The 16968-nt window shown below is 44.3% G+C and carries 16 protein-coding genes, 1 tRNA gene and 1 CRISPR repeat array; of the genes, 8 read left to right on the top strand and 9 right to left on the bottom strand.

Annotated features, from left to right (window positions below; translation table 11 throughout):
• Positions 1-200: 200 nt before the first annotated feature.
• Complete coding sequence (locus tag NWP21_RS12115) at positions 201-500, bottom strand: ferredoxin (protein ID WP_280792904.1); 300 nt, start codon at positions 498-500, stop codon at positions 201-203.
• A 101-nt stretch (positions 501-601) separates the two neighbouring features.
• Positions 602-913, bottom strand: a complete 312-nt coding sequence (locus NWP21_RS12120) for a ferredoxin (protein ID WP_280792905.1) — start codon at positions 911-913, stop codon at positions 602-604.
• A 285-nt stretch (positions 914-1198) separates the two neighbouring features.
• Here NWP21_RS12120 and NWP21_RS12125 point away from each other — a divergent pair, with 285 nt between their 5' ends.
• Both NWP21_RS12125 and map read left to right on the top strand, forming a co-directional pair.
• The gene (locus tag NWP21_RS12125) at positions 1199-2197 is read left to right on the top strand and encodes a Gfo/Idh/MocA family oxidoreductase (protein WP_280792906.1); all 999 of its coding nucleotides are present in this window, start codon (positions 1199-1201) and stop codon (positions 2195-2197) included.
• Complete coding sequence (map, locus tag NWP21_RS12130) at positions 2194-2958, top strand: type I methionyl aminopeptidase (protein ID WP_271731550.1); 765 nt, start codon at positions 2194-2196, stop codon at positions 2956-2958. The genes NWP21_RS12125 and map overlap by 4 nt, the downstream gene beginning before the upstream one ends.
• Before the next feature lie 38 nt (positions 2959-2996).
• Here the strand turns inward: map and NWP21_RS12135 are convergent, their stop codons facing one another.
• Positions 2997-3488 carry a DUF1499 domain-containing protein gene (locus NWP21_RS12135; protein ID WP_280792907.1) on the bottom strand — a complete coding sequence of 164 codons (492 nt, stop codon included), beginning with the start codon at positions 3486-3488 and terminating at the stop codon, positions 2997-2999.
• 34 nt (positions 3489-3522) lie between these two features.
• Between NWP21_RS12135 and NWP21_RS12140 the strand changes: the two genes are divergently transcribed.
• The 3 genes from NWP21_RS12140 to NWP21_RS12150 all read left to right on the top strand — a co-directional run bounded on the left by NWP21_RS12140 (position 3523) and on the right by NWP21_RS12150 (position 5862).
• Positions 3523-3912: a pentapeptide repeat-containing protein gene (locus NWP21_RS12140; RefSeq protein WP_280792908.1), complete on the top strand. Its 390-nt coding sequence runs from the start codon at positions 3523-3525 to the stop codon at positions 3910-3912.
• 42 nt (positions 3913-3954) lie between these two features.
• A complete protein-coding gene (locus NWP21_RS12145; protein ID WP_280792909.1) occupies positions 3955-4827 on the top strand; it encodes an S-methyl-5'-thioadenosine phosphorylase in 873 nt (290 codons plus the stop codon).
• An 84-nt stretch (positions 4828-4911) separates the two neighbouring features.
• Positions 4912-5862: an AraC family transcriptional regulator gene (locus tag NWP21_RS12150; protein ID WP_280792910.1), complete on the top strand. Its 951-nt coding sequence runs from the start codon at positions 4912-4914 to the stop codon at positions 5860-5862.
• Position 5863: 1 nt separating this feature from the next.
• Here NWP21_RS12150 and NWP21_RS12155 read toward each other — a convergent pair whose 3' ends face one another.
• The 3 genes from NWP21_RS12155 to mnmA form a co-directional block, all read right to left on the bottom strand.
• Positions 5864-7993, bottom strand: a complete 2130-nt coding sequence (locus tag NWP21_RS12155; protein WP_280792911.1) for a caspase family protein — start codon at positions 7991-7993, stop codon at positions 5864-5866.
• 195 nt (positions 7994-8188) lie between these two features.
• Positions 8189-9367 (bottom strand): sulfate adenylyltransferase, encoded by a 1179-nt coding sequence (sat, locus tag NWP21_RS12160; RefSeq protein WP_280792918.1) that lies wholly within the window; start codon positions 9365-9367, stop codon positions 8189-8191.
• A gap of 180 nt (positions 9368-9547) precedes the next feature.
• On the bottom strand, positions 9548-10597 hold the full coding sequence (gene mnmA / locus NWP21_RS12165) for a tRNA 2-thiouridine(34) synthase MnmA (protein WP_280792912.1): 1050 nt from the start codon (positions 10595-10597) through the stop codon (positions 9548-9550).
• Between the two features lie 182 nt (positions 10598-10779).
• Here mnmA and NWP21_RS12170 point away from each other — a divergent pair, with 182 nt between their 5' ends.
• Positions 10780-12321 (top strand): NAD(P)H-hydrate dehydratase, encoded by a 1542-nt coding sequence (locus NWP21_RS12170; RefSeq protein ID WP_280792913.1) that lies wholly within the window; start codon positions 10780-10782, stop codon positions 12319-12321.
• Here NWP21_RS12170 and NWP21_RS12175 read toward each other — a convergent pair.
• The 3 genes from NWP21_RS12175 to NWP21_RS12185 form a co-directional block, all read right to left on the bottom strand.
• Positions 12310-12381, bottom strand: a tRNA-Lys gene (locus NWP21_RS12175). The genes NWP21_RS12170 and NWP21_RS12175 overlap by 12 nt on opposite strands.
• A 43-nt stretch (positions 12382-12424) precedes the next feature.
• Complete coding sequence (locus tag NWP21_RS12180; RefSeq protein WP_280792914.1) at positions 12425-13033, bottom strand: hypothetical protein; 609 nt, start codon at positions 13031-13033, stop codon at positions 12425-12427.
• A 138-nt stretch (positions 13034-13171) separates the two neighbouring features.
• Complete coding sequence (locus NWP21_RS12185; RefSeq protein ID WP_280792915.1) at positions 13172-13729, bottom strand: thylakoid membrane photosystem I accumulation factor; 558 nt, start codon at positions 13727-13729, stop codon at positions 13172-13174.
• 119 nt (positions 13730-13848) lie between these two features.
• Between NWP21_RS12185 and NWP21_RS12190 the strand changes: the two genes are divergently transcribed.
• Together NWP21_RS12190 and NWP21_RS12195 are read left to right on the top strand one after the other, a co-directional pair.
• Positions 13849-15186, top strand: coding sequence for a Mur ligase family protein (locus NWP21_RS12190; RefSeq protein ID WP_280792916.1), 1338 nt, complete (start codon positions 13849-13851; stop codon positions 15184-15186).
• A 152-nt stretch (positions 15187-15338) separates the two neighbouring features.
• Positions 15339-16394: a CRISPR direct-repeat array (repeat unit 36 nt; unit sequence GTTTCCATTCAAATAATGTCCCCAGCGAGTGGGGAC).
• Between the two features lie 304 nt (positions 16395-16698).
• A complete protein-coding gene (locus tag NWP21_RS12195) occupies positions 16699-16902 on the top strand; it encodes a hypothetical protein (RefSeq protein WP_280792917.1) in 204 nt (67 codons plus the stop codon).
• Positions 16903-16968 lie beyond the last annotated feature (66 nt).

Below are 16968 nucleotides of genomic sequence, written 5' to 3' on the forward strand. Positions count from 1 at the left end.
ATTACGCCGGATTTGTACCAACGCCACGCAGTTCTATAACTTATCCCTACCTTTTTTGCATAATCAGATAGTTTCATTCATTTAATAATCGTACATTCATAATATTATACTACAAATGTACATAAATGACTATAAATTCATTAAATTATTGTAGACCTAAATACTCCTGCTGTTGCAGGAGTATCAGACGCGGTGAACCCTTAGTACAGGTCTTCTTCTTTGTGGGTTTCGATGGTACAGTCAGAACTTGGTTTAGCAACGCAGGTGAGCACATATCCGGCTTCAATCTGCTCATCGTCTAGGAATGACTGATCAGACTGGTCAACAGTACCGCTGACAATTTTACCAGCACAGGTGGAGCAAGCACCAGCACGGCAAGAAAAGGGCAAGTCAAAACCAGCTTCTTCGGCCGCGTCGAGAATAAAGGTATCTTCGTCGCAGTTAATTGTTTCGTTAAAGCCTTCGGCTGCATTAATTAATGTGACTTTGAAAGTAGCCATTGAGTTATCCTCTCTTGTTGATAGCGCGTACTGAGCAGATTGTAATTCTTCTTTTTTGTGAGTTTCAATTGTGCAGTCTGAGGCTGTGTCAGCAACACAGGTCAAGACATAGCAGATTGTAATTCTTCTTCTTTGTGAGTTTCAATTGTGCAGTCAGAAGTTGGGTAAGCAACACAGGTCAAGACATATCCGAGGTCGATGGTGTCGTCGTCTAAGTATGATTGGTCAGACTGGTCAACAGTACCGCTGACGATTTTACCACCACAGGTGGAGCAAGCACCAGCGCGGCAGGAGTAGGGCAAGTCAATACCGGCTTCTTCGGCTGCATCGAGAATATAGGTATCGTCGTCACACTCAATTGTGGTGTTTAAGTCTTCGGCTTCATTAATTAATGTGACTTTGTAAGTAGCCATTGAGTTATCCTCTCTTAATTTGAACGGCAGTATAAGTGATCCTGAAATAAACCATAAGGCTATCTTTATGGGATGAGCCGCCGGTTATCCACTGCTTCAATTCTGATACTACGGGAAAAATTGCCGGTTTGAACTCAAAATCAACCCCGATTAGTAATGAAGTTTAGTTGTTAAATAAATATAAGTTTATTTTATGTATTTCCTGCTCCGGGGTGCAAATATCGTACCTTCAGCCCAGGAGCAAAAACACAACTGTAAGGATCATGTATAATTCATAAGGCAGCTTTGGAAACAGCAAAAGTGCGTGTAGGCTTAGTTGGTACGGGATATGCAGCAAAATTACGGGCGGAAGCATTGATTGGTGATCAGCGAAGCAATCTAGTAGCGATCGCCGGTCATCAGCCAGAAAATACAGCCGCCTTTGCCCAAAAATATCAGGCAGAAGTGTTAAGTGACTGGGGAAAATTAGTAGAACGTGAAGATATTGATTTGGTGGTGATTGCGACAATTAACCGCGATCATGGTGCGATCGCTCGTGCGGCACTTTTACAAGGTAAACACGTAATTGTCGAATATCCTTTGTCTGTAGATGTGACGGAAGCTGAGGAGTTAATCACCCTAGCCAAGTCACAAAATAAACTCTTACACGTTGAACACATAGAACTTTTAGGTGGCTTACATCAAGCTGTACGGGAGAACTTAGGTGAAGTTGGCGATATTTTTTATGTGCGCTACAGCACCATTAACCCTCAGCATCCTGCACCCCGCAGATGGACTTATAACCATGAATTGTTTGGTTTTCCTTTAATTGGCGCTTTATCTCGGTTACATCGTCTCACCAATTTATTTGGTAAGGTCTTGGCAGTCAACTGTCATCAGCGATATTGGCAAACAGAAGCGGACTACTATCAAACTTGTTTCTGTATTAGTCAACTGTGCTTTGAAAATGGACTGTTAGCACAAGTTGTTTATGGTAAAGGTGAAACCCTTTGGGAAGCAGAACGGAAACTAGAAGTTCACGGCGAAAAGGGTGGTTTAATTTTTGATGGCGATGGGGGAGTGTTGATTAAGTCTGGGGGACAAACACCTATAGAAGTTGGCACTCGTCGGGGTTTATTTGCTAAAGATACAAGTATGGTGTTAGATCATCTTTTTTATGGCACTCCTTTGTACGTCACCCCAGAAGAAAGTTTATATGTCCTTCAGGTGGCTGATGCTATCCAAAGAGCTGCACAGACGGGTTTAACTATCTTTATCAAAGATTCAGCCGACGAGAATTTATGAAAACTCAACCAATTGTGATTTTATCTACACGGGAAATTGAAAAAATGCGTCAAGCTGGACGCTTGGCGGCCCAACTATTACAGCACCTGGAACCCATGGTTAAGCCGGGGGTAAGTACTCTGCAATTGAATGATGAAGCTGAACGCTGGACACAAGCCCACGGAGCCAAGAGCGCACCTCTGGGTTATAAAGGTTATCCTAAGTCAATTTGTACTAGTGTAAATGAGGTGGTCTGTCATGGTATTCCTAACGCCAAGCAAGTCCTGAAAAACGGGGACATTATTAATATTGATGTCACACTGATTGTTGATGGTTACCATGGTGATACGTCTAAAACTTTCTTTGTGGGTACTCCTTCCCCCAAGGCGCAGCATTTAGTAGAGGTGACGGAAGAATGTCGCCGTCTGGGTATTGCTGAGGTTAAACCGGGGGCAAAAATTGGGGATATTGGGGCTGCTATTCAAGAGTATGCTGAATCACAAGGGTTTTCTGTGGTGCGGGACTTTGTGGGACACGGGATTAGTAATATTTTCCACACAGCGCCAGATATTCCCCACTATGGGACTAGGGGGAAGGGTAAACGTCTGCGACCAGGTATGGTGTTTACTATTGAGCCGATGATTAATGTCGGTACTTGGGAGGTTGAGGTGCTTAGTGATGGTTGGACTGCTGTGACTCGCGATCGCCAACTTTCTGCCCAATGTGAACATACTCTGGTGGTGACAGAAACGGGGGTAGAAATTCTGACTCGGGCTGATTGAGATAGTCCCACGGCTTTAAGCTGTGGGATGACCTGAGATTAAATGTTTAAATCTTGCAAAGCTAAACGAATTTGCTCTATACGTCTGCGGTTGACACCTAAATCCGATTCTCCCACACGAGATGCGGAACGGGTGTGAATCACTGGTTCATCACTGGGTAAATAAAATTCTACATCATCCACAAATTTAAAAATCCGGCTTTTGGAAAGAGCATGAATGTAATTATCTGTCTGTTCTATCACTTCTGTCCTGGGAACAACATTGAGGACTTTAAGTAAGGTTTTTCTGGCTGTGTCTCGGTCTACATGATAGGTGATGGGGTCAATGGCGTGTTTAGCATCGGGATTTTGGCTGACAACACAGTTATTGCTGGGGGGACAAGGACTAAGTTGACCATTTTTAACTCCTAAGGTGGAAGTATCAGCCCAGGTATTGCCGGTAAAGAGTATACCAGTCATGACGGTGCAGAGAATCACCGTAGTGATCCGCCGCAGGAGTTTGTGGGTGAGATTGGCTAGCAGATGGGACATGGTAAATTTATGAGATGATCTGTGAGGTGCTTCTATGGCGGAAACAAATTCTCAAGAGAATAATATTAATACTACCGTGACTGTTTTAGAAAGATATGCGGCGGGAAAACGGGATTTTGCTGGGGTTAACTTAGGTAAGGCGGATTTGCAGGGTGTTGATCTCAAAGGATGTGACTTGAGTTATGCTGACCTGAGTGAAGCTAATCTGAATGGTGCTAATCTCAGAGGTTGTGACCTGAGTTTTGCTAACCTAACTCAAGCTGATTTGCAAAATGCTGACCTGCGGGGTGCTTTGTTGTTTGCGGCGGATTTGCGTCAAGCTAATCTCACGGGGACGAAGTTAGCAAAAGCTGATTGCGATCGCAATACTCATTTTCCTGATAACTTTGACCTATTCTCAGTGGGATTACGAATACAAGATTAATACCAGTTATACTAATTATACTAAATCAAGGATGAGAAAATTATGGCACTAGCTCGGATTGGGATTATTGGCGGTAGTGGTCTGTATAAAATGGCAGACTTAAAGGATGTAGAAGAATTAGAGATTAAAACCCCTTTTGGTTCCCCATCTGATGCGATAATTTTGGGTACACTAGGTACGGAAAGAGTGGCATTTTTAGCGCGTCATGGTCGTAATCATACTTTAACGCCCTCTGAGTTGCCTTTTCGCGCCAATATCTATGGGATGAAGCAGCTGGGGGTAGAGTATTTAATTTCAGCCAGTGCGGTGGGGTCTTTGAAAGCAGAAGCCAAACCCCTGGATATGGTGATCCCAGATCAGTTTATTGACAGAACTAAAAATCGGGTTTCTACATTCTTTGGGGAGGGAATTGTGGCTCATATTGCCTTTGGTGACCCGATTTGTGGCAATTTAGCTGGGGTGTTAGCCTCGGCGATCGCATCTTTAAATTTACCAGATGTGACACTGCATCGCGGTGGTACCTATGTCTGCATGGAAGGCCCCGCATTTTCCACCAAGGCGGAATCCCATCTTTACCGCAGTTGGGGCGCAACAGTAATTGGGATGACTAACTTACCGGAGGCGAAGTTAGCCAGGGAGGCGGAAATTGCCTATGCAACTTTAGCCCTGGTGACAGATTACGATTGCTGGCACCCGGATCATGATAGTGTGACGGTGGAAATGGTAATTGGTAATTTACAGCGTAATGCGGTGAATGCGCAAAAGGTTATTCAAGAAACTGTCAGGCGTTTAAGCGCCAATCCCCCGGTGAGTGATGCTCATTCGGCGTTGAAATATGCGATTTTAACTCAGTTAGATCAAGCACCGGAGGCAACTAAACAAAAGCTGGAATTATTATTACATAAGTATTATTAATAGTAATAGCATTCAGGTTTAAACTGTGAGACGATTGTGAAATAAATTATTTTAATTTAGCAATTACAATTTAAGCCTCACCCCATGGTAAATCTACTCAACCAAGATTTGCACAAACCAGAATTATATTATCCCAGTGTTAATTCCCAGTTAAAGGTATATCCCCAGGAATTTAATACCCTGATGAGGGTTTTACCCTATCAGCCCACTGTTTTCCACTCCATGGAACCAGATCAAGTGATTATGCTGCACTATGATCAACTACCTCCCCATGAAGTCCCAGAACACTGTGTTAAGGGATACCAGTTTTTGGCCGTGTCTGATATCAATTGCAAAACTGAATTAGAATGTCGGTTAGATGGTAAGCTATACCCCCGTAAACTATTGGGTTATGGGAGTATAGGCATTTTTCCTGATGGAGCCTCTCACTGTGCTACATGGAATCAAGACATGGGGATTACTTTGTTTTTTCTGAAAACGGAGTTGGTGAATGACCTGGTGCAGGATAGGATGACCAATGGTGATGTGGCAATGATTCCGCGCTCTGGTGTGGAGGATGGAGGGGTTTATCATTTAGGGATGGCTTTAAAGGCTGAACTAGCAGCGCCACCAGATTGTCAAATGGGGTCTGTTTATCAAGATACATTGATCAACGCTTTAGTGATGCGCTTGGTAAAGCACCATTCTAGCGCCGGTATTCGAGGGCGAAAGGATCCTGGGGGTTTGGGTTTATCTACCTTAAAACTGCTCATTGATTATATTGAGGGCTATCTTGACCAAAATATCAGGTTGGGTGACCTAGCGGCACTGGTAGGTTACAGTCAGCCATATCTATGCAGTATGTTTAAGGAATCAATGGGAATCCCATTGCATCAATATATTATTCAGCAGCGGGTAAAACGCGCAGCAGTCCTGTTGCGCTCATCTCAAATGTTTTTAGTTGACATTGCTGTATGCTGTGGATTTTATAGTCATAGTCACTTAACCCGTTATTTCAAGCGCGTTATGGGAGTCAACCCCAAGGAATATCGGTAGTTTAGGCGACTTGAAAATCAAAGTTGAAACTAGCCCAATTTTTCACATCCAATACATAGGAGTCGGTAGATGTGATGTTAGTTTCGGATGTGACTGCACTGGCGTTATGCAAATCCTGCAATAATAGTTGAGCAATTTCTAAAGGTTTCAATAATGCGCCAAAGGGTCTTTGGTCTGTGATGGGATACTTGGCTTTTTCTAAATATCCTAGTGTTTCCCTAAAGGGGGCGGTGCTAAACATCATTTGGTGTTCGCATTCGTAAGCTGGCGCTGGGATCATCCATTCAGAATCTGTGACACCTTTGGGTAATAACATGGTTTCACCAGGGGGAATAACTACTTGTTGGAATAGGGGTTTAGAGTTTAAGTATGTAGATTGTTCGGGGGATTGCCAAGGATAAAAGGCGATCGCATTGATGTTGTTTTTTAATCCCAGCACCATTAAGTAGATGGGGCGATCGCTCTGATTTTGTAATCGGTACTGCATGCGGCTGCCAATGGGTACAATGGGATTACTCAGGGCTGTCAGCGGTAAGCTTTGTGCTGAAGTTAGAGAGCGTGTAGTTTGACGTTGCATGACAACGCGGGGTGATAAGTTGTGAATAATTTCCAGAGTAGCTTTGACTGGTAAGCGCGAAGAACCTTCATTTTCTGTGAGTCGCCATAACTTTGTTGCTAGCAGAGTTGGTAATTTCGGGATTAACCTTTGCACCACCAGTTTTACCGCTTCCCCTGGTTCTCCAGATGTGTTAGCTATGAGTTTACCGCCGGGAGTAAATAAACCATAGCGACTGGGAGTTTCTGAGAGTTTAGTAAATACACAATCTGCGGGTTGTTCTCCGGCGACTACGGTGGAAACATGGTCAGTTCCCGCGAAGGCACTTGTGGCATCTACCCGCTCAATTCTTTCTAATCGTGTATCTAAACCCACTATTAAATTAACATTTCGCGGTAACACCCGCACGGCTTCTTGAAATACTTGTCCTACAAGTGGGGGAGTTTGTGGTAAAATCTTAGATATCTGAGCTTTGGCTGTTAAGCCGTTGCGCGATCGCAAGATTAACTGTTCTCCTGTTAATAGGTTGAATCGGGAATTAGCGCCGTAGTGTTCTAAGACTTGTGGCGGTAGTCCGGTTAAAAATATTTGGGCTGTTTTCCCATCATCTTCTAGGGCTTTAATGACTCCCTCCCCGGCCACTGTGCTGTCTGGGAGGAGTAAATTCTCGACGGTTAATGGTTTGAGGGGATTTTTGGGCTCATTTAATAATCCCGGTTGCTGATTACTTCCCAGTTTATGCATATAGCTACCCACATGGGAAAGAGTGAAATTAATTGTCCGTGGTGGTGTAGTTTCCCATAGGTATTGAGTTAAGGCGTAGGTAAATAACCCGGCGCTGAAGCCGGAAAATAGTATTTCCCTGGCTAACTGTTGAGGGTCAGCAGTAGCAGACAAGACAACTGGATAACTGGGGTTAGAGTTTTGAGTTTTGAGTTGTCGTAACAACTCTAGTTCTGCGGTTGCTAGTTGTGCTTGTGTTGATTCGGGACGGACGCGAATTCGCCAACCTATGGGCGGGATGCTGGGAGCATGGAAGCTGGTATCTAATACTGCAGCCACTCTGTTTGTGGGTAGCGATCGCAATAATAATTCTACTGTTTCTGCTAATATATAGTTGACTATTTCATTTTTTTGTGGTATGAGAGGATCGTAAGCTGGAACTAAAGCATTTTGGGTGGTATCTATAAAGTTACCGGATTTAATCCGAGTCCCATAGCCACTAAAGTGGAACAGGGCGACATCATCGGCTTTGACCCCGGCGAGGTGTTCTGTAAAAGCCGTCTCAATGGATTTCCTGGTGGCGTCTTCGTCAGTTAAAGTCAGGATGTCTGAGCTTTGAAAGCCGAACCGATGAATTAATAGTTCTTTTTGCAGTTCCACATCGGTGAGACAACCGGTTAAAAACAGACCCTTTTGGTATTGATTAATGCCAATCAATAATGCTAATTTACGTTTACCAGACTGTGCCAAAGCTTGGGAGTAGCGATCGCTGAAAGTCAACAACTGAGCTTCAGTTATACCCAATACCGCTAGTATAGAACCAATCCGTTGTAAAAAAAACCGCCGCTTCATGAAAACCTCCCAGGACACTCCCAGCTACCCTGACTACTTCACTATGACTTAGTGTTTTTGTGCCGCTGAGGCACAAAAACAAAGACACACAGATGAAAAATTACAATCAGCCGTCAGTCCTCAAATAAGAGTTTATAGGGCTGATGGGTTGACTGTAAAGTTAAGCTTTATACAGTTTTGCGATTCACCCAGATATTAAGAAGATGCTTGTGCTTGCATTGTCCGCGCCAACTCTGCTGCAACTTCAGGGCGAGAAAATTCTGGTGGTGGTAATTCACCCCGGCGCAGCATTTCTCTAACTTTAGTTCCTGAGAGGTGAACGCGCTCCTCTGGTTTACTGGGACTAGTTTTAGTTGTAGCCATTTGCTTGGTGCGTGTGCAGTAGAAAGCGTGTTCAAACTTCATAGGTACTATACCTAGTTCATTCGGCTCAAACTCATCAAAGATATACTGAGCATCGTAAGTGCCGTAATAATCACCCACACCAGCGTGGTCTCGTCCGACAATAAAGTGAGTACAACCGTAGTTTTTGCGGACTAAAGCATGGAAAATTGCCTCCCGTGGCCCAGCATAACGCATGGCTGCCGGATTAATTGCTAAAATCACCCTATCTTGGGGATAATAATGTTCTAGCAAGATTTCATAGCAGCGCATCCGCACATCGGCGGGGATATCATCTTCTTTTGTTGCTCCTACCAAGGGGTGCAAAAATAAACCGTCAACGGTTTCTAAAGCACACTTTTGGATATATTCGTGAGCGCGGTGGATGGGGTTGCGGGTTTGAAAACCGACGATAGTTTTCCAACCTTTATCCTTAAACATCTGTCGCGAAGCAGCTGGGTCGATTTGGTAGGCGGGAAATTGGCTATGGGGATGGCGTTCTAATAGCCAAATGTCACCCGCGAGATTTACAGAACCTTGGTTGTAGACTACCTGCACCCCTGGATGTTTAGGGTCATCGGTGCGGTAAACATGAATAGCCTCTTGGGTTTTATCATAGAGATACTTTTGCGTCAGTTGCAAAACTCCGATAAATTCACCGTTGGGGTTATCCAAACGGATGAGGCTACCTTCTGATAATGGGGCAGCAATTTCTGCTGTTACTGATAGTGTAATGGGTATTGACCATACCAGTCCATTCGCGAGCCGCATTTCTTGGACGACGCGGGTGTAGTCTTCTTGGTTCATAAAACCTGTGAGGGGACTAAACCCGCCGATAGCAATCATCTCTAAGTCAGAAACCGCCCGCGCATCAAGTTGTACTCGCGGTAAAAAGTCGGCTTTCGAGAGAAATTCTGCCTTTTCTTCTGGTGTAGCGATACGGTTAACCAATTGTCCACCGTGGGGTGCAATGGTATCTGGCTGTTGAGTCAACGTCATCCCCTTTTTCTTTTAACTGCGATAGCATAGCGTGGCGTTAGCCATATGCTTCAAACTATGTACTAACTTATCAAAATGCTGGTACTGAGTTTACAAAAAGTTTGTGATGGTTTGGCGTGATGTAGTTTTCTGTGTGACCATCCCTGCACAACAGCTTAGTTGAGGAATAGTAAATTATTGGTGAATAATTCCTCCACCTAGGAGTTTATCGCCCTCGTACCACACTGCGGCTTGTCCGGGGGTGATACTGAATTGCGGTTCATCAAAGACTAAACGCACACGGGAGTTTTCCAGGGGAATTACCGTGACGGGGGTGGGTGTAGAACGATAACGAATTTGTACCTGGGCGCGAATGGGTGTGGATGGTTCGGTAATGGAAACCCAATTTACCCGATTGACGGTGCATTCTGGTTGCGTTACTTGGGTGCGATCGCCTACGATAACTTTATTATTGACGGCATCTAATGAAATCACATACAGTGGTTCTGGGGCGGCGATTCCCAGACCTTTGCGCTGGCCGATGGTGTAATGATGGATACCTTCATGTTGTCCTAAAATCTTGCCGTTGGTATCGACAATATCTCCTGGTTTCGGTGCTAGGTATTTATCCAGAAATGCCCGCATAGAGCCGTTACTTTCCACTAAGCATAAATCTTGACTTTCTGGCTTGTCGGCGGTGGTGAGTCCGTATTCTGCGGCGATGCGGCGGGTATCTGTTTTTTGTAGTTCTCCTAGGGGAAATACTGCTGCAGCTAGTAAGTCTTGAGATAAATCATAGAGGAAGTATGACTGGTCTTTGTTGCGGTCTGCGGCTCTGAATAGTTGGTAGCGACGGGTATCCGGATCATAGTTAATTTGAGCATAGTGACCCGTAGCGATGCGATCGCATTCTAACTTCTGCCGTGCATACTGCACCATCGGACCAAACTTGACTGTTTTATTACACTCAGAACAAGGTAGAGGTGTAATTCCGCCGCTGTAACCATTAACCAAGTAATCAATGATATTAGTTTCAAACACATCACGAATATCAACCACCTCATGGCGGATCCCCAATTGTTCACATATATCAGCCGCGTCGATCATTCCTTCGGAGCAACATTGACCCTTACCCTTCATCAGCCACAGGGTCAAACCGATGACTTCATAACCTTGATGATGTAGAATAGCGGCGGCGGTGGAACTGTCCACACCACCAGAAAGACCTACGACGACTTTTTGCATATTAGTTAAATGTTGTTAATCATGGGTTTCACTAACAGTGAGCAAAATTTATATATTGTTTATTATGGGTGATTTGGCAGACATGAATTTATTGGCAATTATATCATTGTAGCACATATCTTGAAACCGTTACCAGACAAAGAATATAAAAAGCTGTAATCACCACTGAGGATTTCAAAGCCATGGAAGATAGACAAGAACTTGCACAGGTTGTCGTCACTGCTAGGGAAATGCGGGAAATTGAAGGGCGGATATTTGCAGCTGGTATGCCGGTAGCGGCTTTAATGGAAAAGGTAGGGGGGTTAATTGCTGCGCGGGTGCAGAAAGTTGCGGGTTCCCGTGTGGGGGTGTTAGTCGGTCCGGGTCATAATGGCGGTGATGCTTTGGTTGTGGCGCGGGAGTTGCACTGGTGCGGGTATGATGTGTGGATATATTCGCCTTTTTCTCGGTTCAAGGAGTTAACTGGTCAACATTTACAATATGCTCAGAGTCTAGGTATCCCCTGTTATCAAGAAATTGAGGAATTACCACATTGTGATTTTTTGATTGATGGGTTGTTTGGCTTTGGGTTAGAAAAACCAATTACTGATTCCCTGGCCTGGGCGATTAATCGCTTTAATGAATGGGAACAGCCGATTTTGAGTATTGATATTCCTTCGGGTATACATACTGATACGGGTGAGGTTTTAGGCGCTGCTATTCGGGCGAGTCAGACGTTTTGTCTGGGTTTGTGGAAGTTGGCTTTTTTCCAAGACCAGGCTTTAGAATATATTGGCAAGGCGGAGTTAATTGATTTTCATATCCCTGGGGTGGATGTGCAAGCTGTTTTAGGGAATGTACCCGCAATTAAACGCATTACCCCAACTCAGGCTTTGTCAGGTTTACCCTTACCCCGTCCACCAGTTACCCACAAGTATCAAGCTGGTCATTTACTGCTGATCTGTGGTTCCCGTCGCTATGGGGGGGGAGCAATTTTAACGGCTTTGGGTGGGCGTGCTAGTGGTGTGGGTATGCTTTCGGTGGCTGTACCGGAGTCTTTAAAGCCGCTGTTGGTGTCCCATTTACCGGAGGCTTTAATTATTGGCTGTCCAGAGACACAAACCGGAGCCATAGACTATCTGCAATTACCAGACAATACTGATTTTAGTTCCTTTAGTGCGATCGCCTGTGGTCCTGGTTTAACTTTAGATGCTTCTCCCATTGTCCAGGAGGTGATTGCTAGCGATCGCCCCTTAGTTTTAGATGCGGACGCTTTAAATATTCTAGCACAGATGGGAACTATCCCCACATTACAAAAACGTCAAGGGGCGACGGTTCTGACACCCCACACCGGGGAATTTCGGCGTTTATTCCCCCATCTTCCCGACCCCAAGGGAGATAGAGTTAAAGCAGTGCAAGCAGCAGCAGCCCAAACTGGGGCTATAGTCTTATTAAAAGGGGCAAAAACTGCCATATCCAACCCCCAGGGTGGAATTTGGATTAATCCTGAAAGTACGCCAGCTTTAGCCCGGGGTGGTAGTGGGGATGTGTTGACGGGGTTGATAGGGGGACTGTGGGCGCAAACTGGAAGTAAGGAAACTCCCGTGGAGGATATTGTGGCTACTGGGGCTTGGTGGCACGCTCAAGCGGGGATTTTAGCCGCCCAAGAGCGCACAGAAATGGGTGTGGATGCCTTTACCTTGACTGGGTATCTGATGAAAGTTCTTTCAGAATGGGTGACCTGAGATTCGAACTCAGAACCAGCGGATTAAGAGTCCGATGCTCTACCGTTGAGCTAGTCACCCATAACTTTTCCGATTATATCACATTGGTGGTAGATTGGCAAGCCTAACCAATGGGATGATTGCCGGGGTTGACAGCGTGAATTTGTTCACTACCGGATTGGGGTCTACCTCGTTTGTAGCGCGCTGCTTCTGGGTTACCCCATCCTAGTTGCAAAATCATTTCTAGAAAGTTAGAATTTTCCCACTTCCATAAACTTGCCCATTCTGTGGTTTGAGCAATTCTCTTGACATCATACTGGTAGATTTTTTGGTGTTGTTTATTGTTGTTAAAACTCAAGTATAAATCCATCCCTACAGTGACTTCATGCCAAAATTCTAATATGGAATTTTTCCGTGCTTTAATAATTTCTAAGTCGCTGCTGAGGGAAATTAACTCTGGGTCAACTTCTGGATAGTGTAAGGTTTTACCTTTGACTGTGATTTGTCGCCAAACAATACCAGATACCTGATTTTCTCGTTGATATGTGTGAATGGCCGCTTGAAAATCTTGATAGGCGGTGAATTTTTGCAGCCCATCAGTTCTGATAAACTGGTCAATGACAGGATTACCAGAAACTGTCACCTCTAATTTAAGGCGTTTCCCTGTGAGACAAGCTTGGCGTTCATTTGCCAAGATTTTGATTAACTCTTCGGTAGTATAAACCTTTGACATCAAAACACACTCCTAACTTGTGAAGATGGTAGATGTTTCAGGTTGGTGTTTCTGTTCTTAAGAAACAATAGTGATGATGTTGGTTGATTCTAATATTATCGCTTAAAAGCGCGGGTAGACCTTGGCCTACCCTGAAAGTCAATTGGCTAATTCACTACTAAACTCGTTGAATGAACGTCGCTGCAATGGTAAAGATTCAGAACGTGGTAATAAATCAAACACTTCTCTAAATTTATCGTCGATTTCTGCGTAAGGGACTTGACCGGTTTTATTTAAAACTACTTCACCTGATTGATTGAAAACTACGACCTGGGGAACTGCGCCAGAATAGTAGTATCCTGGTTCTGTGGGTTCATAGCTAGATTTTACAGGGATAGTATCTACATCTATGGGGATAATTTCCGCTGCTCGTCCGTAGAATTCCTGGACTGTGGATATGGAGATGGCATATTCTTTACAATCTCTGCTGTCATCGATGTAAAAGGCTAAAAATACGGGTTTATGTTCTTCTAAAGATTTGGCTAAAGTTTGTCTGGGGGGAACCAGTGAACCGTTACCAGCATAAACCACGAAAATGTTACCATCATAAACATCATCATTAATACCAGCCAAGGCTGGCTGTATATTGATGAGCAATATACAAGCAAGCAAGAAGAGGCATTTTTTCAGTAAAAAAACAAGCTTTATGCTTTTCATCCCAGAGCACCTTACAATTAATTCTCGTCGGTTTGTGCGGAATTAGTCCAACTAAACTGGATATATAATTACATTTACGCACTATTTTCTAAAATAACAGCCAGAGTTAGGTTACGGATGTGGGAAAGAAAATTAAACTCATAGATAGACTGCGACTAGGTTTGGCGGTATCGGTGGCTAAAGCTGTAACTTTGATAGTGCGATCGCTGGGTCTGGGTGCTGCTAGTGTATTACCAGGGTCTATTGCGCGTCGGATTGAACCGCGGTTGTTGCGGTTGTTGAGTCAGCAAGTTAAAAATGGTATAATTGTCATTGCTGGTACTAATGGCAAAACTACCACGGCTCTGCTGTTATGTGGTATTTTAAAACGCCAAGGTTACCGCATTGCCCATAATTCCACAGGCGCAAATTTGGAAAATGGCTTGATGACGGCGTTGATGGAAAATGCTGACTTTCTGGGAAGGCTAAATGTTGACTATGGGATTCTAGAAGTAGATGAGAATATTGTACCCAAGGTTTTACAGCCTCTCCAACCCAGAATCATTCTGTGTTTAAACCTATTCCGTGACCAACTAGATAGGTATGGGGAAGTTGATACTATTAGTAAGCGCTGGACAAAGGTGATTTCTACCCTCCCTCTGGAAACGGTGGTAATCCCCAATGCTGATGACCCGACTTTATCTTATCTGGGTCAGCAACTACCCCAAAAGGTGTTATTTTTTGGGATGAATGAACCAGAACAGTATTTAGAAGCTATTCCCCACGCTGTGGATTCTATTTATTGTCCGAGTTGTGGACACTCTCTAGATTATCAAGGTGTGTATTTGTCTCACTTGGGAGATTTCAGTTGTCCCCGATGTGGTTTTAGTAAAAGTCAACCTAGTCTAGAAAGTCGTGAATGGTCACAGATTTTAGTGGGTCTATATAATAAGTATAATACCTTGGCAGCTGTGACGGCGGCGCGAGAGTTGGGGGTTGATGAAGGGATAATTCAAGAGACTATTAATAATTTTCAAGCTGCTTTCGGTCGGGTGGAGGATTTGGTATTTAATCATAAACGGGTGCGGATTTTGTTATCTAAAAATCCGGTGGGGACTAATGAGACAATTCGAGTTGTTACCCAAAGCGATGATAGCACCACCTTATTAGTGTTAAACGATCGCACCCCTGATGGTACTGATGTATCTTGGATTTGGGACGTGGATACAGAAAAACTAGTCCAACGGGGAGGGACTTTAGTAGTGAGTGGCGATCGCGTCTATGATATGGCTTTACGTCTGCGCTATAGTCAGGAGTTAAACCAGAGTAACTTAAATTTGATTGTAGAGGAAGATTTGGCGCAGGCGATCGCCACGGCGTTACAACACACCCCAGAAAATGAAACCCTGCATATTCTCCCGACTTATTCGGCTATGTTAGAAGTTAGAGAGATTCTCACCGGGAGGAAAATTCTTTAAGCTTTTGGTGAGCTTCACTTTAAGGGGATGGGATAGCACCTGGGTGGGTAAGATCCTTGACTTCTTAGATAATTTGCATAATCTCGTATAGTTTGTGCTGAAGTCGGGGATCTGTGTGAATCAAGCGGAAAAATCTAAGGCGATCGCTGCGTGTTTCCATTCAAATAATGTCCCCAGCGAGTGGGGACTAAATGTGTAAAAGACGGATATGACGCGCACTCAGGTTTCCATTCAAATAATGTCCCCAGCGAGTGGGGACGCTCCTAATACTAGGTCAGTACCAAGAGTATCCTCTGGTTTCCATTCAAATAATGTCCCCAGCGAGTGGGGACTCCAACAATTTACAAAGATACAGCTTTCAAGAAGTTTTAGTTTCCATTCAAATAATGTCCCCAGCGAGTGGGGACGGCAACTATTCCAACTACTTGCACGCCAAGAGTTGAAGTTTCCATTCAAATAATGTCCCCAGCGAGTGGGGACAGTATGAGATATTTAGAGAGTAGGCAAACAGGAGCGTTTCCATTCAAATAATGTCCCCAGCGAGTGGGGACCTATGAAGTTAGCCAGGGAATTATCCCATGATCTTTTGGTTTCCATTCAAATAATGTCCCCAGCGAGTGGGGACTGACTCTTACTGCAGTACAACAAAACAATGCTAAGTTTCCATTCAAATAATGTCCCCAGCGAGTGGGGACTGCTTATTTTAGAAGGCTGGTGGGAAGAACTAGAAAGTTTCCATTCAAATAATGTCCCCAGCGAGTGGGGACATGGGCTGCAAAAAATACGTCCTTGACCTCCTAGATGGTTTCCATTCAAATAATGTCCCCAGCGAGTGGGGACACATATTACCTCTATTGGACACCGAGGAGCAATTACAACGTTTCCATTCAAATAATGTCCCCAGCGAGTGGGGACACAATGTTATTAATTCTAGACCGTCTCACGCGGTTTTACATGTTTCCATTCAAATAATGTCCCCAGCGAGTGGGGACGCGTTTGGGAACTCAAATTAGTGGTGAAGAAGGGAAGTTTCCATTCAAATAATGTCCCCAGCGAGTGGGGACTATAAAGAGCTTGAAGACTTAGGATATACAACTAATGGTTTCCATTCAAATAATGTCCCCAGCGAGTGGGGACACCTTGCAATGAGGTCATGAAGTTGTTTTTCACCAGTTTCCATTCAAATAATGTCCCCAGCGAGTGGGGACCCCTGCATTTTAAACCATTACCCTGTAAGAAGTCTAGAGGCAGTTTCCGAAGTTCAGAAAAAGCGATGGCTGAAATGGACTTTACCCCAGTCTGTCAAAGGCTGAAACCCTTATACAGCAAGCGACCGAGGTTCAGAACATTAGAATCACTATTTCAGCTATTTTGATTGAACTTCGGTAGTATAGCAACCGCCAAGGTGGTTAGGACACAAACAGAAGATAAAACCGTTGAAATTCAAGCGTTTCAAGGCTTCCCCCTGCCCCCTGCTATAGTTAACTGGTGCATTAAAACAGCACTTAGGCAATGTTAAAGGCGATGGTCTTAACCTCTGACCCGTCACCCGTCAACGGTTCGACTCCGCTCACCGACCACCGTCAACCGTCAACGGTATGGCTAACGCCACGCTATCGCTATCGACTCCGCTCACCGACCACCGTCAACCGTCAACCGTCAACCGTCAACCGCCAACAGTCAACAGTCAACAGTCAACCGCCATCACAGTTATAATCAAATCAACCTATACTTAAACTTTTATGACTAAATGGTTTAACACCGCTGGCCCTTGTAAGCCAA

Origin of the sequence: Anabaenopsis sp. FSS-46 (genome assembly GCF_029891665.1) — a bacterium.
Lineage (GTDB): Bacteria > Cyanobacteriota > Cyanobacteriia > Cyanobacteriales > Nostocaceae > Anabaenopsis > Anabaenopsis arnoldii.

Bases quoted from the DNA above. Each gene is read 5' to 3' on its own strand.
- NWP21_RS12185 (WP_280792915.1), bottom strand. From the start codon at position 13,729: ATGAAAAGCATAAAGCTTGTTTTTTTACTGAAAAAATGCCTCTTCTTG.
- NWP21_RS12195 (WP_280792917.1), top strand. From the start codon at position 16,699: ATGTTAAAGGCGATGGTCTTAACCTCTGACCCGTCACCCGTCAACGGT.
- NWP21_RS12150 (WP_280792910.1), top strand. From the start codon at position 4,912: ATGGTAAATCTACTCAACCAAGATTTGCACAAACCAGAATTATATTAT.
- NWP21_RS12170 (WP_280792913.1), top strand. From the start codon at position 10,780: ATGGAAGATAGACAAGAACTTGCACAGGTTGTCGTCACTGCTAGGGAA.
- NWP21_RS12135 (WP_280792907.1), bottom strand. From the start codon at position 3,488: ATGTCCCATCTGCTAGCCAATCTCACCCACAAACTCCTGCGGCGGATC.
- NWP21_RS12180 (WP_280792914.1), bottom strand. From the start codon at position 13,033: ATGTCAAAGGTTTATACTACCGAAGAGTTAATCAAAATCTTGGCAAAT.
- map (WP_271731550.1), top strand. From the start codon at position 2,194: ATGAAAACTCAACCAATTGTGATTTTATCTACACGGGAAATTGAAAAA.
- NWP21_RS12120 (WP_280792905.1), bottom strand. From the start codon at position 913: ATGGCTACTTACAAAGTCACATTAATTAATGAAGCCGAAGACTTAAAC.
- NWP21_RS12145 (WP_280792909.1), top strand. From the start codon at position 3,955: ATGGCACTAGCTCGGATTGGGATTATTGGCGGTAGTGGTCTGTATAAA.
- NWP21_RS12155 (WP_280792911.1), bottom strand. From the start codon at position 7,993: ATGAAGCGGCGGTTTTTTTTACAACGGATTGGTTCTATACTAGCGGTA.
- NWP21_RS12115 (WP_280792904.1), bottom strand. From the start codon at position 500: ATGGCTACTTTCAAAGTCACATTAATTAATGCAGCCGAAGGCTTTAAC.
- mnmA (WP_280792912.1), bottom strand. From the start codon at position 10,597: ATGCAAAAAGTCGTCGTAGGTCTTTCTGGTGGTGTGGACAGTTCCACC.
- NWP21_RS12140 (WP_280792908.1), top strand. From the start codon at position 3,523: ATGGCGGAAACAAATTCTCAAGAGAATAATATTAATACTACCGTGACT.